This is a genomic window from Brevibacillus sp. JNUCC-41 (assembly GCF_014844095.1).
GTDB lineage: Bacteria > Bacillota > Bacilli > Bacillales > DSM-1321 > Peribacillus > Peribacillus aracenensis.
Genome location: NZ_CP062163.1, coordinates 5029255 through 5055691, shown reverse-complemented (window position 1 = coordinate 5055691; position 26437 = coordinate 5029255). Strand labels below are relative to the sequence as shown.

At 38.6% G+C, this 26437-nt stretch carries 24 protein-coding genes and 1 pseudogene; 17 read left to right on the top strand and 8 right to left on the bottom strand.

Going from position 1 to position 26437, the window contains the following annotated elements; genetic code table 11:
* Positions 1–31: 31 nt before the first annotated feature.
* Genes JNUCC41_RS24395 through JNUCC41_RS24385 form a run of 3 tightly spaced genes read left to right on the top strand, consistent with a single transcriptional unit; the run spans position 32 to position 4022 of the window.
* Positions 32–1183, top strand: a complete 1152-nt coding sequence (locus JNUCC41_RS24395) for an iron-containing alcohol dehydrogenase (protein WP_192205238.1) — start codon at positions 32–34, stop codon at positions 1181–1183.
* 14 nt (positions 1184–1197) lie between these two features.
* Positions 1198–2586, top strand: a complete 1389-nt coding sequence (locus tag JNUCC41_RS24390; RefSeq protein ID WP_098370666.1) for a solute carrier family 23 protein — start codon at positions 1198–1200, stop codon at positions 2584–2586.
* Positions 2583–4022, top strand: a complete 1440-nt coding sequence (locus tag JNUCC41_RS24385) for an NAD-dependent succinate-semialdehyde dehydrogenase (protein WP_192205237.1) — start codon at positions 2583–2585, stop codon at positions 4020–4022. The genes JNUCC41_RS24390 and JNUCC41_RS24385 overlap by 4 nt, the downstream gene beginning before the upstream one ends.
* A 319-nt stretch (positions 4023–4341) precedes the next feature.
* Here JNUCC41_RS24385 and anmK read toward each other — a convergent pair whose 3' ends face one another.
* Complete coding sequence (gene anmK, locus JNUCC41_RS24380; protein ID WP_192205236.1) at positions 4342–5502, bottom strand: anhydro-N-acetylmuramic acid kinase AnmK; 1161 nt, start codon at positions 5500–5502, stop codon at positions 4342–4344.
* 162 nt (positions 5503–5664) lie between these two features.
* Entirely contained in the window at positions 5665–7275 is a 1611-nt protein-coding gene (locus tag JNUCC41_RS24375) for a glycoside hydrolase family 10-like protein (RefSeq protein ID WP_192208320.1), read from the bottom strand.
* 328 nt (positions 7276–7603) lie between these two features.
* Between JNUCC41_RS24375 and murQ the strand changes: the two genes are divergently transcribed.
* The 10 genes and pseudogenes from murQ to JNUCC41_RS24325 all read left to right on the top strand — a co-directional run bounded on the left by murQ (position 7604) and on the right by JNUCC41_RS24325 (position 16129).
* A complete protein-coding gene (gene murQ, locus JNUCC41_RS24370) occupies positions 7604–8488 on the top strand; it encodes an N-acetylmuramic acid 6-phosphate etherase (RefSeq protein ID WP_192205235.1) in 885 nt (294 codons plus the stop codon).
* A 40-nt stretch (positions 8489–8528) separates the two neighbouring features.
* A complete protein-coding gene (locus tag JNUCC41_RS24365) occupies positions 8529–8834 on the top strand; it encodes a PTS sugar transporter subunit IIB (RefSeq protein WP_061463755.1) in 306 nt (101 codons plus the stop codon).
* A 49-nt stretch (positions 8835–8883) separates the two neighbouring features.
* Positions 8884–10173: a PTS sugar transporter subunit IIC gene (locus tag JNUCC41_RS24360; protein ID WP_192205234.1), complete on the top strand. Its 1290-nt coding sequence runs from the start codon at positions 8884–8886 to the stop codon at positions 10171–10173.
* Positions 10174–10243: 70 nt separating this feature from the next.
* Positions 10244–10528 (top strand): hypothetical protein, encoded by a 285-nt coding sequence (locus JNUCC41_RS24355; RefSeq protein ID WP_192205233.1) that lies wholly within the window; start codon positions 10244–10246, stop codon positions 10526–10528.
* 40 nt (positions 10529–10568) lie between these two features.
* On the top strand, positions 10569–11915 hold the full coding sequence (locus tag JNUCC41_RS24350) for a 6-phospho-beta-glucosidase (protein ID WP_192205232.1): 1347 nt from the start codon (positions 10569–10571) through the stop codon (positions 11913–11915).
* A 71-nt stretch (positions 11916–11986) separates the two neighbouring features.
* Positions 11987–12316, top strand: a pseudogene (locus JNUCC41_RS24345) (PTS lactose/cellobiose transporter subunit IIA).
* A 15-nt stretch (positions 12317–12331) separates the two neighbouring features.
* Positions 12332–13441 carry a DUF871 domain-containing protein gene (locus JNUCC41_RS24340; RefSeq protein WP_192205231.1) on the top strand — a complete coding sequence of 370 codons (1110 nt, stop codon included), beginning with the start codon at positions 12332–12334 and terminating at the stop codon, positions 13439–13441.
* A 34-nt stretch (positions 13442–13475) separates the two neighbouring features.
* On the top strand, positions 13476–14372 hold the full coding sequence (locus JNUCC41_RS24335) for an N-acetylglucosamine kinase (protein ID WP_192205230.1): 897 nt from the start codon (positions 13476–13478) through the stop codon (positions 14370–14372).
* A gap of 25 nt (positions 14373–14397) precedes the next feature.
* The gene (locus tag JNUCC41_RS24330) at positions 14398–15264 is read left to right on the top strand and encodes a MurR/RpiR family transcriptional regulator (RefSeq protein ID WP_192205229.1); all 867 of its coding nucleotides are present in this window, start codon (positions 14398–14400) and stop codon (positions 15262–15264) included.
* 127 nt (positions 15265–15391) lie between these two features.
* Entirely contained in the window at positions 15392–16129 is a 738-nt protein-coding gene (locus tag JNUCC41_RS24325; RefSeq protein WP_192205228.1) for a GntR family transcriptional regulator, read from the top strand.
* A 174-nt stretch (positions 16130–16303) separates the two neighbouring features.
* On the opposite strand, the gene JNUCC41_RS24320 is transcribed toward JNUCC41_RS24325, so the two are convergent.
* The gene (locus JNUCC41_RS24320) at positions 16304–17509 is read right to left on the bottom strand and encodes an MFS transporter (protein ID WP_192205227.1); all 1206 of its coding nucleotides are present in this window, start codon (positions 17507–17509) and stop codon (positions 16304–16306) included.
* A 25-nt stretch (positions 17510–17534) separates the two neighbouring features.
* Positions 17535–18116, bottom strand: a complete 582-nt coding sequence (locus JNUCC41_RS24315; protein WP_192205226.1) for a TetR/AcrR family transcriptional regulator — start codon at positions 18114–18116, stop codon at positions 17535–17537.
* Positions 18117–18546: 430 nt separating this feature from the next.
* Between JNUCC41_RS24315 and JNUCC41_RS24310 the strand changes: the two genes are divergently transcribed.
* On the top strand, positions 18547–19287 hold the full coding sequence (locus tag JNUCC41_RS24310) for a VCBS repeat-containing protein (protein WP_228467707.1): 741 nt from the start codon (positions 18547–18549) through the stop codon (positions 19285–19287).
* 202 nt (positions 19288–19489) lie between these two features.
* On the opposite strand, the gene JNUCC41_RS24305 is transcribed toward JNUCC41_RS24310, so the two are convergent.
* A complete protein-coding gene (locus JNUCC41_RS24305) occupies positions 19490–20110 on the bottom strand; it encodes an NAD(P)-dependent oxidoreductase (RefSeq protein ID WP_192205224.1) in 621 nt (206 codons plus the stop codon).
* A 225-nt stretch (positions 20111–20335) separates the two neighbouring features.
* Positions 20336–20506 carry a hypothetical protein gene (locus JNUCC41_RS24300; RefSeq protein WP_192205223.1) on the bottom strand — a complete coding sequence of 57 codons (171 nt, stop codon included), beginning with the start codon at positions 20504–20506 and terminating at the stop codon, positions 20336–20338.
* A 270-nt stretch (positions 20507–20776) separates the two neighbouring features.
* Here JNUCC41_RS24300 and JNUCC41_RS24295 point away from each other — a divergent pair, with 270 nt between their 5' ends.
* Complete coding sequence (locus JNUCC41_RS24295; protein ID WP_192205222.1) at positions 20777–21766, top strand: MBL fold metallo-hydrolase; 990 nt, start codon at positions 20777–20779, stop codon at positions 21764–21766.
* Positions 21767–22143: 377 nt separating this feature from the next.
* Here JNUCC41_RS24295 and JNUCC41_RS24290 read toward each other — a convergent pair whose 3' ends face one another.
* Together JNUCC41_RS24290 and JNUCC41_RS24285 are read right to left on the bottom strand one after the other, a co-directional pair.
* A complete protein-coding gene (locus JNUCC41_RS24290; RefSeq protein ID WP_192205221.1) occupies positions 22144–22314 on the bottom strand; it encodes a hypothetical protein in 171 nt (56 codons plus the stop codon).
* Between the two features lie 383 nt (positions 22315–22697).
* Positions 22698–23516, bottom strand: coding sequence for a histidinol-phosphatase (locus JNUCC41_RS24285; protein WP_192205220.1), 819 nt, complete (start codon positions 23514–23516; stop codon positions 22698–22700).
* A 239-nt stretch (positions 23517–23755) separates the two neighbouring features.
* On the opposite strand from JNUCC41_RS24285, the gene JNUCC41_RS24280 reads away from it, so the two are divergent.
* Together JNUCC41_RS24280 and JNUCC41_RS24275 are read left to right on the top strand one after the other, a co-directional pair.
* Complete coding sequence (locus JNUCC41_RS24280; RefSeq protein ID WP_192205219.1) at positions 23756–24391, top strand: FMN-dependent NADH-azoreductase; 636 nt, start codon at positions 23756–23758, stop codon at positions 24389–24391.
* Positions 24392–24939: 548 nt separating this feature from the next.
* Complete coding sequence (locus JNUCC41_RS24275) at positions 24940–26169, top strand: NAD(P)/FAD-dependent oxidoreductase (RefSeq protein WP_192205218.1); 1230 nt, start codon at positions 24940–24942, stop codon at positions 26167–26169.
* Positions 26170–26437: the final 268 nt, after the last annotated feature.

The following is a 26437-nucleotide window of genomic DNA, read 5'->3' as shown; positions in this document are numbered from 1 at the left end:
CATTAGTAAATACATGAAAGGGGAGATGACCATGAATATTTCTATTTTTTCAATGGCTAACAAATTGGTGACAGGATCAGATTCTTTACAGCAGCTGACTGATGAGGTCACGCGATTAGGGATGAAGAATCCTTTGATAGTTACAGATAAAATTTTACTGGATGCCGGGGTAGTGCAAAAGGTTGAGGATCTGCTTTCATCGGCATACGGTATTTTCTCGGATGTGAATCCTGAACCGGAAATTGAAATCGTTGAGCTATGTGTACAGTCTATCAGGGAGGGAAATCATGATGGACTGATTGCGGTAGGCGGGGGTAGTGCGATGGATATTGCGAAAGCCTCTTCCGTCATGGCTACAAATTCAGGTAGCATCGAGACATATTTCGGTACGAATTTGATTGAAGTTCAGGGTCTGCCTTTAATAGCCATACCGACGACGGCCGGAACCGGGTCTGAAGTGACGAATATTTCGATTTTATCGGACAAAAAGGAACAGGTGAAGAAGGGAATTGTTAGTTCATATCTTTTACCGGATGTAGCGATCGTATCGCCTGTCATGACGCTGACTTGCCCGCCAAGTGTGACGGCTGCGAGCGGAGTGGATGCACTTGTCCATGCGGTAGAGGCTTATATTTCCAAATTTGCTTCGCCCGTTACAGATGCTTTGGCAATTGGTGCCATGAAGTTGATCGCAAAAAATTTACCAAAGGCTTATGCTGCACCAGATAATCTGGAAGCACGTGAAGCCATGATCACGGGAAGCCTAATGGCAGGGTTAGCTTTTGGAAATGCAGGTGTTGGAGCTGTCCATGCCTTAGCTTATCCTCTTGGAGGCCGCTTCCATCTATCACATGGAGTCAGCAATTCATTATTACTGCCATTTGTCATGAAGTGGAATAAAATTGCATGTTTGGAAAGGTTTCGAGACATTGCTGAAGCACTTGGAGAGAAAGTCAATCATTTAAATGACGATGAGGCAGCGGATAAAGCTATAGAAGCGATGACCAGAATATGCCGTTACGTAGATATACCTGAGTCACTAAGAGAATTTGACATTCCTGAATCGGCTTTAAGTGAAATGGCTGCTGAGGCCATCAAACAAGTCCGTTTACTTCGCAATAATCCCCGTGCATTAAACGTTCGGGATATCGAAAAAATTTACCGTTCAGCCTATGGCTTTTAAGTGGAGGAAACAATATGAAATGGAAAAACCGTCGCTACGGAGATGAGACATCGTATATACCTGCGGGACCTTTTAAGATTAGACTTCCATTTGTCCATTATCGTTTCGAGTGGCCTGACTATGTTCAAGGGTTATTGATGTGTGCAGTTGACCTTGGAGCGATTACACTGCTTGCAGACCATCTGGGGATGCCTTTTGATGTAGCTCTAGCCGTCGTTGTCTTGAATGGATTATTGTATTTAGCGCATCATTTACTCGGGGACCCAGTAATACCAGGTTGGATTACACCTGCAGTTCCACTGCTTGTATTGTTCGTCGGGCAATTTCCGGAAGGACCTGATCGAGTCTATGCACTCGTTGCATTTCAATTAACATTAGGTATTTTATCAATAGTGCTTGGAATGACCGGACTTGCGAGTAAGGTCGTACGATTAGTGCCGAATGCAATTAAATCAGGCATCATTTTAGGGGCAGGAATTGGTGCTGTCGTATCCATTTTCGAAGTGGGTGGAAAGTTCGATTTATTTCCTTATACAATAAGCATTTGTATCGGATTTGCCTTTTACTTGCTTTTTTCGAAAAATTTCGGAAAGTTAAAAATGCGAAATAAAGTTTGGGTATTCATAGGCAATTTAGGGATATTGCCAGCAATCTTGCTTGCTGTTTTTGTAGCCCCTATTTTTGGTGAAGCAAAATGGCCTGATATTCAATGGGGATTCAGCAGTCCGGACTTTGCTACGCTTTGGTCGGACTATACTGTGTTCGGTTTAGGTTTCCCTGCCTTGACCTTCTTTTTAAGTGCGATTCCAGCTGTTTTTGCCACTTATTTAGTTGTATTCGGGGATGTGCTGAAAACAAAAGCGTTGCTTTCTGAATCCGATGAGGTCAGGGAGGATGAAAAAGTGGACTATAATCCAAACAGAGCTCATTTAATTTTTGGTGGCCGAAATGTGATCATGAGTTTTATCGGACCTGATATAACGATGTGCGGTCCGTTGTGGGCAGCCATGCAGGTCGTGGTTGTGGAACGGTTCAAAAATGGCAAGAAAGCGATGAATTCTTTCTTCGGCGGTGCTGGCTCGTTCCGTTGGGGTACAAATACAGGGTTATTCTTATTGCCGGTAGTCAGCTTGGTTGAACCGATTCTCGGTGTGGCCTTGGCCCTAACGCTCTTGGTTCAAGGGTATGTTAGCGTACGCGTCGGTGTGATGCAGGCGAAGAGCCAACGCGACCTGGGAATTGCAGGGGTCGTCGCTGCCATCCTTGTAATAAAAGGTGCTGGAATGGCGTTTGCAGCGGGAATTTTATTATGTGTCCTTCTATATGGCAAGGACTTTTTCAAAGGCGAGAATGATAAGACTTTTACAGATCATGCAGAAGAAGAGGAGATTAAAGCAGGATGAAAAAAGTAGTGGAAAAATGGCCAATTTATATAAACGGAGAACCTGTTCATACAGAGCATCATTTTGTAGTGGAAAATCCAGCAACATTGGAGCCTGTGGGTTATGTTCCGGACGCTAACGAAAAAGAGGCAAAGGCTGCTGTGGATGCAGCTCAAGCTGCTTTTCTGACTTGGTCGAAAACCAGTGCTTACCATAGGGCGGAATTACTTGAGAAGTGGTACACGATCATTGAGAACAGGCTGGATGAAATCGCAACGATCATGACACTGGAACAAGGAAAGCCATTGGCTGAAGCAAAAGGTGAAATGAAATATGCTTCAAGTTTCGTGAAATGGTATGCTGAAGAGGCAAAGCGTAACTATGGGGAGATCATTCCAGCGTCTGTTGCTTCAAAACGTATTTTTGTGCAAAAGCAGGCAGTCGGTGTCGTCGCTGCCATTACCCCGTGGAACTTTCCTGCTGCCATGATCACGAGGAAAGTGGCGCCAGCCCTTGCTGCAGGATGTACCGTGGTCATCAAACCAGCGGAACAAACGCCTTTGACCGCTTTGCTATTAGTTGAAAGTGCCCAGGAAGCAGGCATTCCGGCCGGTGTGATAAATATTGTGACAACACAAAAACCGGGAGATGTGTCAGACGTCTGGATGAATGATTCACGTGTTAAAAAGATCACATTTACTGGCTCCACTCCTGTAGGGAAACATTTAATGAAAAAGGCGGCAGAAACAGTAAAGAAAGTCTCGCTTGAACTCGGTGGATTGGCTCCGTTCATCATTGCTGAAGATGCGAATATTGAAGAAGCAGTAAACGGTTTGATTCAATCGAAATTCAGGAATGCGGGACAAACATGTATTTGTGCGAACCGAATATTCGTCCATGAGACAATTGAACAGCCGTTTTTACAAGCTTTTAAAGAAGCCGTTTTAACTTTGAAGGTTGGAAATGGAATGGAAGGGACCGACCTTGGTCCATTGATAGATGGAGCCGCAGTTGAAAAAGTCCAGCATCAATTAGAGGATGCTGCAAGTAAAGGGGCCATCATCCATAAAACCGCAAAAGTCGATGAAAAACAAGGCTATTTTATCGCACCAGCCATACTTTCCAATGTAACGGATGATATGCTGTGCATGCAGGAAGAAACGTTTGGGCCAATTGCACCGGTCAGTACATTCAAAACCGATCAAGAGGCGATCGATCGGGCCAATAACACGAATTTTGGCCTGGCAGCTTATGTGTATACAGAGTCATTGAATAAGGCAGTTGCCTATTCGGATAGTCTTGAATATGGAATCGTCGGTATTAATGACAGTGCCCCATCCACTGCCCAAGCACCCTTTGGAGGGATGAAGGAAAGTGGATTAGGCAGGGAAGGGGGACACTACGGCATGGATGAATATTTAGAAGTGAAATATGTCTCCATGCTGCTAGGCCAGTAAATAAATAGAATGGAATAGTCCACCATGATTTTCAGGTATTCAAAAAAGAGCAGAAGGCACATCAAATATCGATGTGCCTTCTGCTTTTTTCCAATGGTTAAAAAGCATACATACCTTCCATGGCAAATCCAAATCGTGACGTTATTTTCTTCAAATAGCTGCTTTTAGGATAAATAAACCAAGTGGGTGGTCCATATACAGTTATGTACGGGGGGCATCGCTATCATACTAGGTGATTGCCATTATAGTGAATTTATGACGATCAAATGAAAAAACCCCCTAAGAAATCTAAGGGGGAAGGGAGGCTTTTATCTTATGTTTACTTATTGATTCGATGTAAAGGAGGGAAGGTCATGTTTCCAAGGATGACATCGAAGTCAGCACCGGTAGCCTTGGGAACGTTACTTGTATTACCATGGAAAGTCTCATTTGCAAGTAATGCAAAGGCCACCGCTTCTTTCGCTTCGGAAGAGTATCCCAAATCTTCTTGAGTCAAGACTTGTATGGAATTTCCAAGCAGTGATTGAATCATATTTAATAACGTTTTGTTATAGCTTCCACCGCCGCCAATAATCACTTCTTCTATATTGGCTTTCGGAAAGATGAAATTTCGATAGTTCTCCACAATGGACTTTGCTGTAAACATCGTTACTGTTGCTAAAATATCTTGACTTGGAAGTGATTCAAACATCTTTAATAGTTTTACTACATACTCCTTGCCAAACAATTCCCTGCCAGTGGATTTTGGCGGAGGGCTCATAATATAAGGATGACTGATGCAATAAGATAAAAGTTCGTCATTGATTTTGCCTTGTTTAGCTATGTTACCACCTTCGTCATAGCTTATATTGAACAATTGGCGGCATACTTCATCAATGATCATATTCCCAGGCCCTGTATCAAAAGCATACATGTCATCAAGAGATGCTTGCTTGGGTAAAACGGTAACATTTCCAATGCCACCTATGTTTTGAAGTAATCTTCCTTTCCCTTCACTTCTATAAAGAATGTATTCGGTAAAAGGAACAAGAGGAGCTCCTTGTCCACCAGCTGCCATGTCCATCGTACGAAAATTTGAGATAACAAGTGTGTTTGTATCATGAGCAATTACTGCGGCTTCCCCAATTTGCAAAGTGGAGGGTATATAATTTTGGTCCTTTAAAGGCTGATGGTAAATGGTTTGTCCATGGGATCCAATAAGATCCAGTTTATTAAGGGGAAGTCCAGCTTTATGACAAACTTCCTTTACCGCATTGGCAAATAATTTTCCTAATTTAAAATTCAAACTGCATATTAATTGAACATTGGATGTGTCTGCAGATAAAGACTGCATTATTTCTTTTTCAATATCTTTTGGAAAAGGGCATGTCATGAACTCAATCATTTCCATTTCAGTCTCGAGTCCACTATTATTCACCCGAACAAGTGCGGCATCAATTCCATCCAGTGATGTTCCGGACATTAATCCAACTATGTACATCGTCATTCCACCTACTTCGATTCTTTTAAAATCCTAATTTAGCATCATATGAAACAGTATATGATACTAAGGTAATACCATTTCTAACATATTGTTTAATATATACCTTACGTCCATTGTTCACTGACATGCCTCTTGAACCGTAAAGCTATTTCTTGAAGTTTATTTTACTTTTATATTAATCTGTTTAGTTTGTTTACTTTCATTGTGGGTTCGGTCTAAGGCAGTCACAACATATGTGTATGTCTTTCCTTTTTCTACACTGCCGTCAATATATAATTGACGTTTATTTTCTTTATGCACTGTGGCAAGTAAGTTCGTTGAGTCTTCTATATTTCCTTTTTCCTTCCCATCAAAACGATAAATGGCATAATAGGATGCATCTGATTGCTTGTGATCGTGAATTTCAAATTGTATTCCATCACCAGCTTGTGTTGCCTTGCTCACCTTTGGAGCCTTTGGGGCATGATCATCAATCCAAGGCATGGCAGGAACCAATGCGGGATGCTTATAAATATCCTCACTTAAACGATCCACTATCCCAAGGGGGTTTTTCCGTAAATCTTTGGCACTGAAATGCATGCTTCCATCAAATTCCTTATATGTTCGATTCAGTTTTAACTGGTTTGGCATTTCTTCAGGATTGAACCAGTTTTGGACACCATTGGACTCTGTATTAATTTTATAGTCTCCTTGTCCAATATAGAGTTGAACATTTTTACCTTCGACTTCTTTTGTCCACCAATCAAGAAGTTTGGCATAGTCAGCTACTGGCAATCCTATATTCCAATATAATTGAGGTGCAATATAATCAATGTATCCATTATTGATCCACGTCCTGGTATCCGCATATAAATCATCGTAATTCGTTTGTCCAGCGGCAGTGTCAGACCCTGTGGGATCAACTGCTTTGTTGCGCCAAACTCCAAATGGACTAATACCAAACTTCACATATGATTTTTCAGCCTTGATTTCTTCATTTATATTCTTAACAAGGTTATTTACATTATCCCTTCGCCAATCTTCCACATTTGTAAATCTATCTGCTCCATATTTTTGATAGGAAATTTCATCCGGGAAAGGTACTCCTGCAATCTTGTAAGGATAGAAATAATCGTCCATATGGACTGCATCAATATCATAATTCTTAACAACTTCCATTATTCCATCGATCACAAACCGTTGTACGCCAGGAATGCCTGGGTCAAAGTACAACTGTTGCCCATAAGGTATGACCCAATCAGGGTGTTTTCTAGCAGGATGAGATTCTGGAAGGTTATCAATATCCGATAATTCAGCTGTCTTACCTAAAGGCATAGTAATGCGATATGGATTAAACCATGCATGAAATTCCATATTACGATCATGTGCTGCTTCTACCATGAATGCAAGAGGGTCATACCCAGGATCTTTTCCTTGGATTCCTGTTAAATACTTTGACCAAAGGCCGTATTCAGAAGGGTAAAAAGCATCTGCAGTTGGTTTAATTTGCATAACGACAGCATTCATCCCCATTGCTTTTTGTTCATCCAAATATTTTATGAATTCTTCTTTCTGTGCTGATATGGATAAACCTGGTTTGGACGGCCAGTCAATATTTAACACAGTTGCAATCCAAGTTGCGCGCAGTTCCTGTTTTACATAAGTAGTTTGCTGAGGGATCGTCCCCGTTTCTGCATGTGCAATCAAATCGGATGGAAGGAGAAGTGATCCTCCCACTAAAGCGGCTAGCGCCAGTGAACCAAATCTTGTCTTTGTAATTCTTTCATTCATCAATAGTAAAACCTCATTTCATTTAATAGTTATATTTAATTATTTGTAAGCGTTAACAAATAATGAATATATGAATTTGTTACATATGAATAGTGAGATAAGATCTAAACAATAAAAAGAATCGGAGGTTTGGTTCATAAGATGGCTAGTCAGTTTACATTCCAATTTTAGTAGAAAGATAATAATCATTTAGCTATCTCCGTTTATTTTAAAATTAATTTTTAAAAATGTATACACAATATTGAAATTAATTTTTAATAATGATATATTCTCTATAGCTAAAAAAGTTTCACCACTTTCACCACTGAAATAAAAAAGGATGATATGTATGCTAGAGCATTTAACGACAGAGCGTCGTAATGAAAAGACCATGAGTTTGGATGAAATGGGAACACTTGAGTTTTTAGAGGTAATGAACGAAGAAGACATCAAAGTTGCCCATTGTGTAAAAAAAGAACTTCCGCAAATTTCTAAAGCCGTGGAGATGATCGTCGAAGCCATGAAAAAAAACGGCAGATTAATTTACATGGGTGCAGGAACAAGCGGGCGCATCGGATTATTGGATGCAGTAGAATGTCCCCCGACATTCAATACCGATCCTAGTGAAGTAGTGGGTCTTATAGCTGGTGGGGAAAAGGCTTTCATTAAGGCAGTGGAAGGTGCTGAAGACAGTTTTGAATTAGGTCCTGAAGATTTGAAGAAAATCGAATTAACAAACAGGGACGTCGTAGTGGGCATTGCAGCCAGTGGTCGCACTCCATATGTTATTGCTGGATTGGAATATGCCAATCAAGTTGGTGCAGGAACTGTGTCGATAAGCTGTAACAAAGGTTCTGAGATAGGTAAGATTGCAAAAGTTGCGATTGAAGTTGTAAACGGGCCTGAAGTCCTGACGGGTTCTACACGTTTAAAAGCTGGAACATCGCAAAAGTTAGTATGTAACATGCTTTCCACCGCTTCAATGGTTGGAGTTGGAAAAGTTTATGGAAATTTAATGGTAGATTTACAGTTAACTAATGAAAAGCTAGTTGAACGTGCAAAACGTATTATCATGGATGCTACTGACTGTAGCTATGAAATTGCAGGTGAATTTTTAGAAAAGGCACATGCCCAGCCTAAGATTGCAATTGTCATGATTTTAACGAATGTATCATATGAAGAAGCCTCAAATCGTTTAGTGAAGGCACAAGGATTCATAAGAAAAACGATTTAACGCTTTTTATAAAAAAAATGAAAAATTGGAGGAAAAAAGAATGAAAGTATTATTCGTATGTTCAGGTGGAATGTCTAGTGCAATCGTTGTAAGCGCTTTAAAGAAGGAAGGGGAAAAACAGGGTGTAACCATAGAAGTATTGGCAGTCGGCACTCAAGAATTTGATGCGGAAGTACGAAATGGCTGGGATGTTGCAATGGTAGCTCCGCAAGTCAAACATCGTTTCGATGGCTTTAAGGCATCGGCAGATGAAGCGGGCGTCCCTTGTGAAGCCATACCAGCGCAAGCTTACAGCCCTCTTGGCGGACCTAAACTACTAAAGTTGGTAACGGAACTAGCAAAATAATAAACTAATTACTATTTCTTTTCACTAAACGTAAAAGGGGAAAACACGAATGGACAAGTTTGTAGCTTTTTTAGAAAATAATCTTTCAACACCTATGGCTAAATTGTCTGAGCAAAAACATTTACGCGCAATTCGGGATGGAGTGGTTTCTGCGTTACCTTTCATCATCTTTGGCAGTTTATTCTTGATCATCGCATTTCCGCCCGTTGCAGCAGATACTGCATTAGGTGAATGGTCTGCAAAACATATAGCTGAAATTTTAATACCATATCGATTAACGATGTTCATCATGACGCTATATATTACTTTTGGTATAGGCTACAGTTTATCTCAAAGCTATAAACTTGATCCTCTATCTGGAGGTTTACTATCATTAGCAGCCTTCTTGTTCACAATTGGTGTAAAGACGATGGATGATGTGGGATTTGTTCTGCCAATGACAAATCTCGGCGGACATGGTCTTTTTGTAGGAATGATTGTATCCATTTTTGCTGTCGAAATTTTACGTCTTTGTAAGACAAAAAATATCACAATCAAAATGCCGGATTCTGTTCCAACTTCAGTGGCCCGTTCATTTGAAGCATTAATACCAGTTTCAATTGTTCTGCTTGTTATGACTTTAATTACAGTCGTTTTTGCTGTTGATTTACACTCACTTGTCGATAAAGCGGTTGCACCACTCATCAGTGCAGGCGATACATTGCCAGGTGTATTAATTCCAGTATTTTTGATTACATTCTTTTGGTCATTTGGTATTCATGGCGTATCAGTCGTAGGTGCCGTAGCTCGTCCGGTTTGGGAAGTATACTTGGGGAATAACTCTGCTGCGGTTGCTGCTGGAAAGGCAATTCCCCACATCGCTCCTGAAACATTTTTCCAATGGTTTATTTGGATTGGTGGGTCTGGTGCAACATTGGGTTTAGTAATTGCCATGCTCTTAACGGCAAAGTCCACCTATAGTAAAGCAATGGGGAAAGCAACAATCGTACCAAGCATTTTTAACATCAATGAACCTGTAATATTTGGGATGCCAATTGTACTCAACCCGGTACTGATCATTCCATTTATCATTACACCGCTAATTGGTGCAACACTTGCCTATATAGCAACGTCCATCGGACTGGTGAATCCGACTTATGTAATGGTTCCCTGGACACTGCCCGCTCCAATAGGTGCCTACCTTTCAACAGGAGGTGATTGGAGAGCCATTGTTCTAGTGATGGTGAATTTAACCATTTCCGTTATTATTTATCTGCCATTCTTTAAGATGTACGATAAAAAGCTTTTAGCGCAGGAAAACATGGTAGAAACAACGGATCAAAAAAATATCGCTTTATAAGGAATACCTAAAAGGGAGTTTGGGACTAAATGCTCCAAACTCCTTTTATGAATTGAGAGGGGGAAAGAACATGAATTCAACTTCCAGAATCCACTTTTTTAGTTACAAAAGTGCCTTTCTATTTTTTAGCTTCATTCTTGTTTTTAATTTTATCTTTAACAGATTAATGGATGCCTTTGAGATAAATGAACAATTATCACTATACATGGGAAATACCTTTGCCATAAGCGCAGGATTGACGATGGTTGTTTGTTTTGTTGAAGGTAAGTTTAAAAACAAGAAACAAGCAGCACTATTATTCTTGTCTTTATTAGCGGTAAGCGCATTGGTTTGTTATGCAATCATCTATAAATAAATGAAGAATTCAGATTAGCTTACAATGAGGTGTTATGGGAATGGAAATGGAAAACGGGTTGAAGATTGCCACAATTGGTGGAGGCTCCAGTTATACACCAGAATTAATAGAAGGTTTTATTAAACGATATGATGAGTTGCCCATTAGAGAACTGTGGTTAGTGGATATTGAGGCAGGAAAAGAAAAACTGGAGATTGTAGGAACATTAGCAAAACGTATGGTTGAAAAAGCAGGACTTCCAATGGAAATACATCTAACGTTAGATCGCCGTCAAGCCTTGCAAAATGCGGATTTTGTCACAACGCAAATGAGAGTGGGTTTACTTGATGCACGAATCAAGGACGAGCGGATCCCATTGGAATTAGGCTTAATTGGTCAAGAAACAAATGGCGCAGGAGGATTGTCCAAAGCATTACGAACTATCCCCATTCTTCTGGAAATTGCAGAAGAAATGCAGGAGCTCTGCCCGGATGCATGGTTAATTAATTTCACAAATCCAGCTGGGATGGTAACGGAAGCCCTTCTCCGCTACAGCAAGCATAAAAAAGTCATTGGGGTATGCAATGTTCCATTTAATATGCATATGTCTATTTCCGACATGCTTGGTGTTGATATGAAGAGAGTGCACATGGATTTCGCCGGGTTAAACCATATGGTATTCGGGATGCATGTGTTCGTTGATGATGAAGAAGTCACGGATAAAGTGCTTGAAATGCTTGGCAATCCTGAAATTCAACTGACGATGAAGAATATTGCCCCATTGGCTTGGAACAGAAGATTTTTGAAATCTTTAGGAGTGGTGCCTTGCCCGTACCATCGTTATTATTACAAAACAAAAACGATTTTAGAAGAAGAGTTGGAAGCATTCAAATCAGGGAAAACTCGAGCAGAAGTTGTAAAAAAACTGGAAGAAGGTTTGTTTGACCTATACAAGGATGAAACCCTTGACATCAAGCCTCCACAATTAGAGCAACGTGGTGGAGCTTACTATAGCGATGCAGCATGTAATGTTATTTCTTCCATTTATAATGATAAAAAAGACATTCAAGTGCTAAATGTACAAAACAAAGGATCGCTTACGGATATAGATCATGATTCAGCAGTCGAAGTAAGTTGTATCGTCACCAAAAATGGACCAATTCCTTTGACTATGGGAAAATTACCCATACAAGTGCTTGGCTTAATTCAACAAATTAAATCATTTGAAAGAATTGGTGCTGAGGCAGCCGTTACAGGTTCTTATGATAAAGCGTTATTAGCTTTAACGATTAACCCGCTTATTCCAAGTGATGACTTGGCGGAAATTGTTTTACAAAAACTTTTAAAAGCGCATCAAGAATACTTACCACGATTTTTCAGTGAAAATGCTGTACCGAACATCAAGTGAATGGTGTTTTAAACGGATTACAGTATTCCAATGAACCTTCAAAATCTAACATAAAATAGGAGTGTAATGATATGTCAACTGAAATGAACAATAATGAAATGGAAATTTTTGAGATAATATCACATAGTGGAAATGCGAGGGGTTTAGCATTTGACGCACTGAAAGAAGCGGAAGAATTCAATTTTGAAAAGGCAGAGGATCTAATTAAATAGGGTCAGGAGGAATTGAACTTGGCCCATAAAACACAAACCAAACTGATTCAGGCAGAATTGAATGGAGTTCCAAGTGAGAAAACATTATTAATGATTCATGCTCAGGATCACTTAATGACGGCAATGAGTGAACAAAAGCTAATTGAACATATGATTCGCATTGTAAAAAAGCTAGCTCCACAACAGTAAAGAGGTGATTAAATAATGGGTAAACTCGGTATTTCTATCTATCCAGAGCATTCAACCGTTGAAAAAGACATGGAATACATTGCACTTGCACACAAATATGGATTCAAAAAGATCTTTACTTGCTTGCTATCCGTCGAAGGTGACAAAGAGAAGATTTTAAAAGAATTTAAAGAAACGATTCGTTATGCCAATCAATTGAATATGGAAGTGATGGTCGATATTGCTCCCCGAGTATTCGGTTCGCTAGGCATTTCTTATAATGACTTATCGTTTTTTGCAGAATTAGGTGCGTATGGGATCAGACTGGACATGGGCTTTACAGGTAACGAAGAGTCGATTATGACACATAATCCATATGGTCTCAAAATTGAAATAAATATGAGCAATGCAACAAAATATTTAGAAAATATTATCGATTACAAACCAAATAAAGAGAATTTAGTAGGATCGCATAACTTCTATCCTCATCGCTATGCAGGGCTGAGCTATCCTCATTTTATAAAATGCTGTGAGTCATTCAAAAAGCATAATATACGCACGGCAGCTTTCATAAGCTCACATGCAGCAACGTACGGACCTTGGCCTATCATGGAAGGGCTATGTACATTGGAAATGCACCGGGAATTGCCCATTACGACACAAGCGAAACACTTGTATGCGACAGGGTTGATTGATGATGTAATTATTGCAAATGCCTACGCATCCGAAGATGAATTGAAGGAGCTTAGCCTGTTAAACAGCGGTCTGTTAACATTTAATGTTAACCTTCACGACACCATAACAGCTTTAGAGAAAAAAATAGTATTGGAAGAATTCCATTTTTACCGTGGTGATGTTTCCGATTACCTTATTCGCTCGACTCAATCACGAGTGAAATATAAGGGCGAAGAATTTAAACCAACATATACCCCTGATATTAGACGTGGTGATATTTTAATTGAAAATGAGCTCTATGGACAATATAAAGGGGAACTGCAGATTGCATTGAAGGAAATGAAGAATTCGGGGAAAACAAATGTAGTTGGCCGAATAGCGGAAGAGGAAATCTTTCTCCTCGATTATTTGGAACCATGGGGGAAATTCCAATTCGATGTTAATGGAGAATCTTCAGGGAAGGAAGGGTAATTTCCTTCCCTTTTTTACTGAATAGGAGAATGATATGAATTATATTATCGGTGTTGACGGCGGTGGCACTAAAACTGAAGCAATGGCCTATGATTTAAAGGGAAATAAAATAAGTGTAGGCAAAGCGGGGTATGGTAACCTGCTTATAGATGAAAAACAAGCCATCGCTAACATTATACAGGCAATTGAACAATGCATAACGCCTATTGATAATGGAAGCTGCCATTACATTTGCTTAGGTCTAGCCGGGTATGGAGGAGTTGAAAATCCGCAGGGCATAAAACGTGCATTAAGCAAGGCATTTAATGCCCCGTTCACGATTGTAAATGATGGAATTATCGCTCATGCTGCTTTACTAAAAGGAAATGATGGCATTTTGACCATATCCGGAACTGGATCTTTAAGTATCGGCATCCATAAAGGTATCGAGAAATCTTCTGGAGGCTGGGGACACATTCTTGGGGATGAAGGAAGTGGCTACTGGATCGCCATGCAGGCTTTTATAAAAATGACGAAAGAAGAGGATGAGGGATATGAATATAGCCATTTAACCGAGACAATACTTAAAAAACTTGGGCTTCATAGTGTAATGCAACTGAAGAAATTCATTTATTCCGCCACGAAATCCGAGATTGCCGCGTTTGTTCCCCTAATTGTCCAACATGCGGAGAAGGGCGATGGTTTCTCGCAAAATATTCTGAATCAGGCTGGGTACCACCTTTCAAAACAAACGCTTGAGGTTATCAAGAAGTTAATGTTAAGTGAGAATGTTACAATTGCGATAAAAGGTAGCATATTGACAAATATACCATTGGTGCAAAGCTCTTTCATCAATCATATTAAACTTGAAAAACCAAAAGTGAAATTTGTTTTGGATGACGTATCAGCTACCTTGGGTGGTTACTACATAGCAATGAAGCAGTTAAAGTAAGTAAAGATCAAGGAGAGTAAACGATATGCCCGTTGAAAATATTTTATTGAGAATTGAAAGTTTATTGAACCAGTTGCCTAATTCAGAAAGGAAAATTGCCCAATATATCTTAGAAAATCCACAAGATATTATAAGAATGACGATACATGAATTAGCTGACCATGCCAATGCCAGCAGTTCTGCAGTAACGAGATTCTGTCATTCGATAAAAGTTAACAGTTTTTCAGAACTGAAGGTATCCCTATCATCACTGATTTCGCAACCGGAGAAAAAAGGTTTCCATGACATTGAGCCTAATGAAACAATAGCGTCCATCAAAAATAAAATAGTGTCCAACTCTGTCCAAGCTATCCAGGAAACGGCACATTATTTGGATGAGACCGTTCTAGACAATATCATTGAAACCATGAGAAGTGCAGATGTGATTTATGTTTATGGATTAGGGGCATCATGGCTTGTTGCTGAAGATATTACACAGAAATGGTTACGGTTAGGAAAAATTGTAAGTGCTAATCAAGACCCGCATATTACGGCCACAGCACTCGCTGCATCATCAAAGAATACCGTTTTTTTCTGTATTTCCAATAGTGGCGAAACTGAAGAAGTTCTGGAACTCGTTGATATTGCTAAAGCATATGGAATTAAAACAATTGGTTTATCACGATTGGGGAACAATGGGCTAACTAAAAAAGTTGATATGTCCCTAAATCATGTACGTGCTCCTGAGGCAAAATTCCGAAGTGCTGCAACAAGTTCGCTTTTTGCACAATTTCTAACGGTCAGCATTATTTTCTATGCGTACGTTTCAAAATTCTATAATGAAAATAAAAATGAAATTGAACGTTCAAGGGAATCGGTATTGAAATTCACAAAAAGGAATTTGGATACTTAAATATAAGTTTGTCTTATCGTGTTTATTAGCATGGATAGGGATCATCGAACGGAATTTTAGCTTGAGATGTTTCCGAACAGGATGCCTTGTAAAATTTACATCACGATGAAAGGAAGATGTACGCTAAATGATCCAAAAGAATTCCCCGAGTCCCATTTATCATCAACTTGAAGAGGAGATTAAAGGAGCGATTCAAAACCTTGAATTGGTGCCAGGAGAGATGATTCCTTCAGAAAAAGAATATACTGAAAAATATGGAATAAGCAGGATGACGGTGAGACAGGCGATTTCTAACCTCGTAAATGGCGGTTATTTATACAGGCAGCGCGGAAAAGGAACATTCGTTGCCCAACAAATATTGGAGCAGCCCTTGCAAGGATTAACAAACTTTTCAGAGGATATGATATCAAGAGGACATAAACCAAGTACACGAGTCATCAGTTTTACAGAGGTCAATGCTGATCATGAACTTGCTGCAAAGCTTGAGATTGAAGAAGGAACTCCTATTTTCGAACTGGAACGTGTAAGGCTTGCTGATCAGTTGCCGATGGCATTTGAAAGGCTATACATCTCTAAAGATCTTGCCCCGGATCTAACGGAAGAAATGGCCGTGAGTTCCATACATGACTATGTTAAAAAAACCTTCGGCTTACAAATCCAGCATGGCAGACAGATAATTGAAGCCTCCATCGCTCAAAAAAAAGAGGCGGAAATGCTCGAGGTAGTCGAAGGTTCCCCTATATTGCTGATAGAACGAAGAATTATCCTGGATACGAATCGACCCCTTGGGGTTGTCAGATCAGTCTACCGTGCAGATCGATATAAATTCAGAATTAATTTGGAGCGTATACCACCAGTAATATAAAACAGAATCCCACTTTTAAATAATAATAGCAAAAATGATTAATCTGGATAAGTTAAACCCCTTGGCCAATATGGACAAGGGGTTTTTTAGTAGAATATCATTTTTCAAGTTTGAGAGTTTTCCAGCCCGAAAAGGAAAGGTGCATTTAAAATCTAAGGAATTCGATCCGGGACATTAATATTTCGCTAAGCTTTCTGTCAATCGGTTTTCTTTCCAAATGACTGTAATGCCAAGGCCAATGACGATAATGACAGCAGCAAAAAGATAAGGGTAGTGAATGTTTACGTCAAACAACAATCCTCCCATGGATGGCCCGGCGATATTTCCTAAGCTCGTATAGGTGGAGTTCATTCCAGCAACGAATCCTTGTTCTTTCCCGGCAGCTTTTGATAAAAATGTCGTCAATGCCGGACGAAGCAGGTCAAATGCAAGGAAGATGAAGCAAGTTACCACTAGAACTGCCAAAAAGCTGGAAATCATAGTGGACGCTACCGCAAAAATGGCACCGACAATTAAACATAATTGGATAAGCTTCTTTTCGCCGAGAATATCCACCAGTTTTCCAAACATGAATACTTGCACAATAACTCCGAAAATAGAGCTTATTGTAATGATTATTGCAATATCCTTCGGCGTGAAGCCGAATTTATGATCAGAAAATAGGCTAAAAACAGTTTCATAGGCTGATAAACCAAAAGCGAGTACAAATACGATGATGAACGCAATAAAGTAAAGCGGGTTTAGTGATTTTTTTAAATCGCCCATAAAGTTTGTTTGGTTAATATTTGCAGAAACTTTTGCAAGCTGTTCCTTTGTCATCGGCTCTTTTAAAATGAATATTGATGAAAGGCATGCTACAAAAGCAATGGCCGCCGCAAGGAAGAAGGGCAAGCGTATACCATATTCTGCAACAAAGCCACCGATCCCTGGCCCAATTATAAAGCCCAAGCTAATGGCAGCTGAAATATAGCCCATTGCTTTTGGCCTTTCCTGAACGGATGTAATATCCGCAACATATGCAGTAACACCTGGCATGATAAAGGCGGCACTTATTCCCCCTAGGACCCTTGATAAATAAAACACCGATACGTTTGTCCCTACACCGAAGATAAGTTCTGAAACACCAAAAAGGAATAAGCCGATGATGATGATTTTCTTTCTCCCATAACGGTCAACCCAACGACCTGCGAATGGAGACATAACAAGCTGTGATACCGCAAATACGGCAACAAGATAGCCCATCGTACTTCCTGATAAATGCATGATATTCATAAATGACGGCATGACGGGGATGATGAGTCCAATTCCCAGAAAAGCAATGAATATATTGCTTAGAAGAATAATTAATACCGCCTTTTGTTCTTTAATTGGTTTATTCATGTGTTAACACCACTTTCGTTGTGAATCATTCTTGTGAAATACCTCTCCAAAACACTTTCCAAGAGGCTGCCAATTTTTCCTTCAGCCGTTTCTCATCATTGCCGTATACAAGCTCAAGCAAAATGGAATCCACTACTCCCAAGAAAGCATAGGTCGGAGTTATGGCTGCATCTTCGACGATTAATTTGGCATTAATCCAATCCTGGAATTTACATTCCAGAATTGCCTGCACCTTTTCCTCGATATCTATGACTTCCTGCTCGATTTCTTTTTCAAGATGCGCTGGCGGAAAAAAGGACATACGCAGCCAAAACTTTATATGCTCATTTTTTTGGAAAAGATCGATGACCAATTGCAGGAATCCGTATAAATCTTTTTCAGGATTTTTTGAATCGACTTTACTGAAATATTGGAGTTTCGAAGATAGCTCCGTCTCTTTCGCATCACGTAAAACTTGCAGAAAAAGATCATCCTTGCCTTTAAAATGGGCGTAAATGGATTGCTTTTTCATGCCGACTTCTTCAGCTATTAGAGAAAGGGACGCTCCTTCATAACCATGAATCGTGAAAAATTTTAGAGCGGCTTCCTTAATTTCATTACTTTTCAATAATATCACCTCATAATTTAACGAACGTTCGTCAGTTATAATAGCAAATTAAATAAATATATGCAAGCGAAAAAAGTTCATAAAAAGGTATTAGGCAACAGAAATCATTCATAATAAGGGTACTAAATTTGAAAAGGACAATATTGTTGTTTCCAGCAATAGATATGTACTCAAGATTATTCACTAAATTCCCGCATACAATTCATATGGATAATAAAGTGAGACAGGTGGGATGAAGTTGGATACGTATGACATCAGAAAAGTGATTCATTACTATTACACAAAAATACAAAAAACGAATGATCCCTATTATTGGTACTGTTTGGCTGAGACTCAAAGAAGAGCCGGTTTAACAAGTGAAGCGGTGCAAACAATCGATAACGCCTTGTCGTTTCCAAATCCTTATCCTTCAAAGCAGGAACTGCTAGACATGCAATTGAGCCTCCAATCTGCTCTTTCAAGGGAAATGAACTTGTACAGAACAGTCACAGTGACCTCAAAGCAAGGCGATATTGATGGGGATGGGATAAAGGACAATGTTTTTCTTACCGCAAACAAAACCCCTGATAGCCCCTTTTGGAGGAATGTAACTTTGGTTATCCAAAAGGGGAGGACTGATCAATATGAACATGTTCCCATGAAAAATAACGGAGGATATAATCCGACCCTTTTTCTTGGTGATTTTACAGGTAACAAAGGGGATGACATTTTAGTGGTCATTGATACAGGAGGAAGCGGTGGTTCCATTTATGCGTATGTTTTTTCATATCTTAACGGTCAACTCATGACCATTTTTAATTCAGACGCATTCAATGAAACCTATAAATATGCTGTTAATTATGAAGACCAATACAAGGCAAAGGTGAACAGTTATTACCTTAAAGAAAGGTACATTCTTGACCTTACTTATAAGGGTGAGGAATATTTATCTGAAATTTATAACAAGGTTGGTGTATTGAAGGCGCCGATAGATGGATGGGTCAATCCTTTATCTGGTTTATATCCGGTTGATTACAATAGGGATGGCATATATGAGCTCGAAGCGTATCAGAAGATCGCAGGGAGGTACAATGCTGACTCACTAGGATTTGTACAGACTGTATTTAAATGGAACGGGCTAGAGTTTGCTCCTGACAGGCAGAATGTGGCTATTTTTGGAGGGGAAATATAGCACAATGGAATGGAAGGTTCATGAACAAGGTACGGGCGAAATCTTCGCCCTAATGAAACCGGAAAATATTCTTGGCAATGGTTCAGCTGACTGTGTGCATTTACAATAATTGTACCGGCTTTAAAAGGACGAGATGGTTTCTTTACTTCATCTAAGATTAAACAAATATTTTTTCAAAGGGGAGTATCAATAATTGGAATTATTAGTAGGCAATACCTACTCGTGATTTTAAATAATCACTACTTTTTATTTGGCTAAATGCAAATTCCGCTGTATCCGGCACGGATATTTCAACCCCATTCTCCGGTAAAAAGTCACCTTCCACACGATATGTACCAACACTTTCTCCATCCGGCAAATATGTAGGGCAGACAATAGTCCATTGAAGTGTTGATTGTTTCAGCATTTCGTAAACTTGATGATGTTCTTTCGCTGCGCGGGTTGACTTCTGCTTAGATTCACGTGACTGATAACGCAAAGTATTTGGGGTTGTTCTACTTTGCAGGATACCTGCTGTTCCAATGGTAATAATTCGTTGGATACCTTCGTTTTCCATTGCATCAATAATTAGTGGCATACTTGCTGATAAAGTGGTTGTCCCATCAGTATTCAGTGCACTAAAAACTACATCAATCCCATGCATGGCACGTCTGATATCATCTTTATTTAAAGCATTACCTTGAATAATGGTTAAATTGTCATCGTTCATTCCAATCTTCTCTGGAGTGCGAACCAAAACTGTAACATGATGTCTGTCTTGGAGACTATAAGTAACTAATTGCCCCCCAACTCGTCCAGTTCCACCCAAAATTAAAATATTCAAGAAACGAACCTCCTTTTGCGAATACAATCATTCCACTAACATTATATCGTCATTTTCAATTAATGAAACGTTAGTGCATTAAGACATCATAATTCAGAGTCTTACTGTTAAGGAAATGTACGTTGATGAAAATACAAAATGGCCCCCTCAAAAGCTTAATAGGGGCCCGATTGAATTAGAATAACAACATTTCTTAAACAAGATATTAGCGACCAGAGTTTCTCCTTAATATTCCTGTCCTTCTTTCAATTTTAGATAAGAATCAACTGAGTCATCTAATAATTTTTCGCGAATGGGATCTTCATTGACATCAGTATCCACTTCCATTCCGTTGTAATGTAATTTACTAACCTGACTTTTATGTTGAGCTGGATTATGTTTTTTTTTGTTTGGCATATAAACTCCTTCTTTAACAGATACTTTTCTTTAGTATGAACAATTGTTCCAATAAGAAATCCAATATTCTGTACGATTATTTCAGCTTGGGTCCTGTTGTCTTGATGGAAGGTTGAATTAGTATACAGGATTTTACTTTGGGAGTTATTGACCGAATATTATAAATATTGTAACATTCAGTTTGTGGAAGTATTTATAAAACTATGTTTTATATTAAAAACAATTAAATTGTTCTTCCATGAGTAAAGAAAAAATAAGGAGGTTTTTGATATGAAGAAAAGAATAAAGAATATTTCTTTTGTTTTTTTGTTGGGAGCTTCAATAGTTCTATCATTATCATTATTTCTTCCTTCATTTGGCCAAACAGCTGAACAGCAAACCGACTTTAAAGTAACGCTATTAGGAACAGGTTCTCCTCTTTTAAGTACAACCCGCTCCGGCCCATCTACACTTGTAGAAGTTGGTGATGAAAAACTTCTCTTTGATGCTGGACGTGGTACTGCTTTACAATTATATAAAGCGAATCTGTTACCTGGCAGTGTTGACAAGTTATTTCTTACTCATTTACATTCGGATCATACAATCGGCATACCAGACGTATGGCTTACAGGTTCTTTACCAACAGGAGGGAAAAGAGACCAAGCATTTAACATTTGGGGACCTAAGGGAACCGAGAAAATGATGTTACATATGAATAAAGCATTTAAAGCCGATTTGGATGCAAGAGATGATTCTGGAAATGGAAATGTAGAAGGAGCAAGTATCGCCGCAAATGATATCAAGGAGGGGATCGTCTATAAAAGAAAAGGAATTGAAGTGATGGCCTTCAAGGTAGACCATAAATCAATTGAGCCCGCTTTCGGTTATCGGATTAATTACAAAGGACATTCAGTAGTTATCTCAGGTGACACCCGCTATAATGAAAACCTAATTACAATTGCTAAAGGTGCCGACGTAGTTATTCATGAAGTTGCAGCTGCAAAACCTGATAATGAATCAGAAACAATCGCCAATATACTTGATCTTCACACTACACCGGAGGAAGCAGGTAAAGTCTTTAGCCAAATACAACCAAAACTTGCTGTGTACTCACATATAGTATTATTGGGTGGATTAACAGAGGAAAAAGCTAATTTGCTTGAAAGAACTAAAAAAACATATGGAGGAACTGTTTTAGTAGGTGAGGATTTGTTGTCCATTGAAATAGGGGACAAGGTTCAAGTACAGCAGCCAGGAAACGAGGCGACCCCGGGGAATTAAAAAACAGACCAGCTTCAGCTATTTCATGAAAGAGAGGGCTTACTTCAAAGGGAGGTTGCTGTTGCAACCTTTTTTCTTATGTAGGCAGTTTAAAAAGTGCCGATAGTTGACTCAATCGATAAAATTGGAGAAGTGTTAATTCCAGGTGAAGAACCAGGTGAGATAGACTAACCGAAGAGGCAAATGAATTATTATTATTAGGTACACTAGCATAAATCCAGAAAAGGGCGCTTGAATTTTAAAAAAGTAAAGCACATATTATACGTGACTAATATGTGCTCTTCTTTATTATATAGGAAATTATAATGTAGGTTTGAAATCTAATGCTCTAATACCATTCACAAGGTTCTGAAGGTAAATTGAAAAAGGAAGTTTAATTAAAACGGATACCCGTTTAATACTGTGCCAAAAAGATCGAATTCAGGATCTTTTGACGGTGTTATTGGAGGGGCTTCGGATCTCCCTATTGAAGAGTTAAAAACATCCTTACCTTCAACTGACTCTACAGAGTTTTCGTCATTCTCTTTATGCAATGGGTTATCAATCATACCCAAATCAACTCCTTTTTATAAGATTAACGAATGGTAAGTTATTAATTTCCCTAAATATTTTGATTTTATGCTAAAAAATAAGATGATGACTGGGATTAGTTGAAATGAACGGGTAAGAACTTGTAAGCAACCGTGCTAAAATTTTTTTTACAGAATGCTTAATGATTATTTTATGTTCATAAAAAAGATTGGTACCGATTCTTTGATCAGATGAGGGGTTTAATGAGATTCGAAGCAGGATCATAACCGATACCTGGACACGAATTTTTTTTGCATCGCCCTTCTTAGCAGCAAAAGGGTTGAAAAAACCATCCCTACGATACACATTGTTAATGGATACTCAAGCGATTGGACAAGTTCTAACCCTATTGACTGGAAGGTTAAAGTGGAGTGAGAATCCTTTGCTTGTTAACAAAGTAAGCCCACTCAGAAAAGCCGATTTCCTTTAGTCTTTTTTTTACTTGTTCAAATTCATCGCCAATACGTTCAGGTGTATGCGAATCTGATCCAAATGTTACCTTCACATTATAGAAAAGAGCTCTTTCTAAAATGTCATCTGCTGGATACCACCCACCACACTCTTTTGTTTTACCAGAGGTATTAATCTCAATGGCGATATCTTCTTGACTAATGATTTTTAACGTTTTTTCAATACTGTCTGTTTCAATGGATGAAAAGGCAGGATAAAACCCTTTCATTGCATCAATATGGCCTAAGATTTGAAACACTCCGCTTTTTGCAGATTTCTGTATTAATTCATAGTATTCATTCTTTAATTTTGACTGTTCTTTAGAAGTTAAACCATTCCAACGCCCTTTTTTAAAAATGCTAATGTCTTGAACATAATGAACAGATCCAATTATGTAGTCAAAAGGGTGTAAAAGAAATTGATGACGGTAGACTTCAATGTGATCAGGGAAGAAATCACTTTCCATTCCTAATAACACGTGAATTTTACCTTCATATGTTTCTTTTAAGCGAAGAACTTCCTCAATATAAGGGACAAGTTCACTTTTTGCCATTGCGATAGTTGGGTAGAGATGGTCGTCCTCACTATAGAAATATGGAGAATGATCAGAAATCCCAATATATTGCAAGCCGTATTCAATGGCTTGTTTTACATAATCCTCAATTGTGCCGATAGCATGTCCACATCGTTCATGGTGAGTGTGCAGGTCAAATTTTATTGAATTCGTCATTTTCTAAAGCCTCCTAAAAATAACCGGTTTGTCTTGTTATATCATATCCCAAATTCGCATTCTTTCTCAAAACTTGAAAGAAGATTTATACCTTCCTTAAATCTGCGTTTTATGGGCGGGTAACGAATAATTTTATACATATCAATTAAAGTTATTTTAGTTAGAGTAAATGTATAAATGTTGAATTTCCAAGACAAACTAGAATGTTCAAATATGTAAAAAGAAAGGAAAGATACAAAATGACTAAGGTATTGTACATCACAGCTCATCCTCATGATGATAAACAATCTTACAGTATGGCTGTTGGAAAAGCATTTATTGACACTTACAAAGAAGTAAATCCTAGCCATGAAATAGTGAATATTGACCTTTATAAAGAAAATATTCCTGAAATTGATGTAGATGTTTTCAGTGGTTGGGGGAAACTTCAATCTGGAAAGGGCTTTGAAGAACTTTCGGCGGATGAGAAAGCAAAAGTTAGTCGACTCTCAGAGTTATGTGAGCAATTTATAGCTGCCGATAAATATATATTTGTAACACCTTTATGGAATTTTTCATTCCCGCCAGTAATGAAAGCATATATAGATTCTGTAGCTGTTGCAGGTAAATCATTTAAATACACCGATCAAGGCCCAGTTGGTCTTTTAACTGATAAGAAAGCCTTGCATATTCAAGCTCGTGGTGGTATTTATTCAGAAGGGCCAGCTGCTGAAATGGAAATGGGTCACCGGTATCTAAAAATCATCATGCAATTCTTCGGAGTGCCTTCCTTTGAAGGTGTATTCGTTGAAGGACATGCAGCAATGCCTGATAAAGCACAAGAAATAAAAGAAAATGCTATAGCACGATCAAAAGATTTAGCTTCTACTTTTTAAATCAAAGAGTCAACAACTTGTTGGCTCTTTTTTTTGTCAAAATAAATGGATTTATTCTTACCAATCAAGGACATCTCTAATAAAGAACTATGTTTTTTTATTATGTGCGGCTATTCATTATTGTTGCTTTTGTATTCTGGCTTTTTAAAATTCCCCCTGATTAATACATACTATGTAATTCTAGAAGTAGCACTCTTTAGTTCACTTTATTTGAAACCGATTTGGAAGAATATTAACGAAAAAGTCTGCTTTTAACACTTGATGGTTTAAAGATGCAAACGATATACCAATGCTTTTCTGTTTTGATAGTGTGGTAGATGAGATGCCTTTGTAATTCCTTTACCCAGTGGGATGAAATCCTGAATTAAATGAGGGAGTTCTATAAGATGAAGTAAAAAATTCGATTCTTCACATAGACGGGGTCGACTTTGGAATTCTCTGTACTTTTTTAGTTTTAACTTCCATATTTTATGTATGTAGTATATTTTTATCAAGCTCTACTAATGGATAAGCAAGTCAATCATGGTACTTGAAAAAGGAGTGATACGATGAATAAGATGTATGACGTCATCATTACCGGTGCTGGATGTGCCGGCTCTGCTCTGGCAATTTATCTTGCTAAGGCAGGTTTCCATGTGTTGTTAGTTGACCGATCGACTTTTCCAAGGGACACATTATCAACCCATACCTTTTTCAATAATACTGTCGCTCTTCTTCGGGAAATAGGTGTAATGGACAAGTTACTGGAAACAAATGCCCCACCGGTACGGGATATTAAATTTCAATTTGAGGATACAGTGATAGAAGGACTCATCCCTGTGGTTTACGGTGAGGACAGTTGTTATTGCATTAGGAGAACTTATCTCGATCATATCTTACTTGAACAAGCCAAATCTCAAATGAATGTTACCGTTTTAGAAGGATTTCGTGTGACGGATGTCATCCGTGATGACGAAACAGTAATAGGCGTGAAAGGTTTAGACGGAAACAACAAGAAGCAAGAATTTTTAGCTCGCCTGGTAGTGGGGGCAGACGGCCGATCCTCAATTATTCGCAAGCTGGTAAAAAGTGAACTCAAAACAAGTATTCCGGCAACAGTCGGCATCTATTTTGGGTATTTTTCTGGATTTCGCCACGATGATGTCCCTAAATTTGAAGTATACAAGAGAAAAGATAACACAGCCATTCTCTTTCCGACGAATGATGATTTATATGTTATTGTCGGCATTTTCTCATTAGAAAATAAGGAATTGATAGAACGGTTGAAATTAAATCCGGAAAGCTGTCTGCGCAATCTCTTGACAGATAACTTTCCTAATACAACAATTGGAGCTCGCTTGGAAGATGCTGAAATCGCTGAACCTGTCAAAGGTATACTGGGATATGATAATTACTGGTATAAGGGAATGGGAAAAGGATGGGCGTTGGTTGGTGATGCGGTTTGTTTTAAAGATCCTGGCATGGCGCAGGGGATCCATGATGCTATATGTGGAGCACGTATATTATCCAATATTCTATTAAAATATAAGGGGCAATCCAATACATCAAATCAAATGTCTAAAGAATATCAAAAGGCAATAGAAGATGAGTTTATGGTTCGGTTTCACATGGGATGCCAAATTTCGAAGAATGAACGCATATCTGAACAACAGGAAGCTGTCAACAAGCTGATCAGTTCCCATCCAGAGGCTATAGAGAAGTTTTTAGGTATTTACAATTACGCAAACGAGCCCGCTGTTTTAGAAAAAGAACTCGCACGAATTATGCAGTCGAACTAGGAAACACTTTATAAAGGCAAAAGAAGAGAACGCAATAAATCTGGTATGTTCACCCAAAGAATGTGAAAAATTTCTTTATAGCGATTCTTCTAATCCGTTATGATTATGTTTACATATTGTACGGAGATGAAATCATGTTATCGAAATGGATTTTCTTTTAACAGGTATAACGGTTGTATAAAGAGTCAGAAAAATATAAAATATACTTAAATCTGAGGATTTTTTCTTATTTGAATTTGTGATTATTAATCTGGCTGACTATTAAACG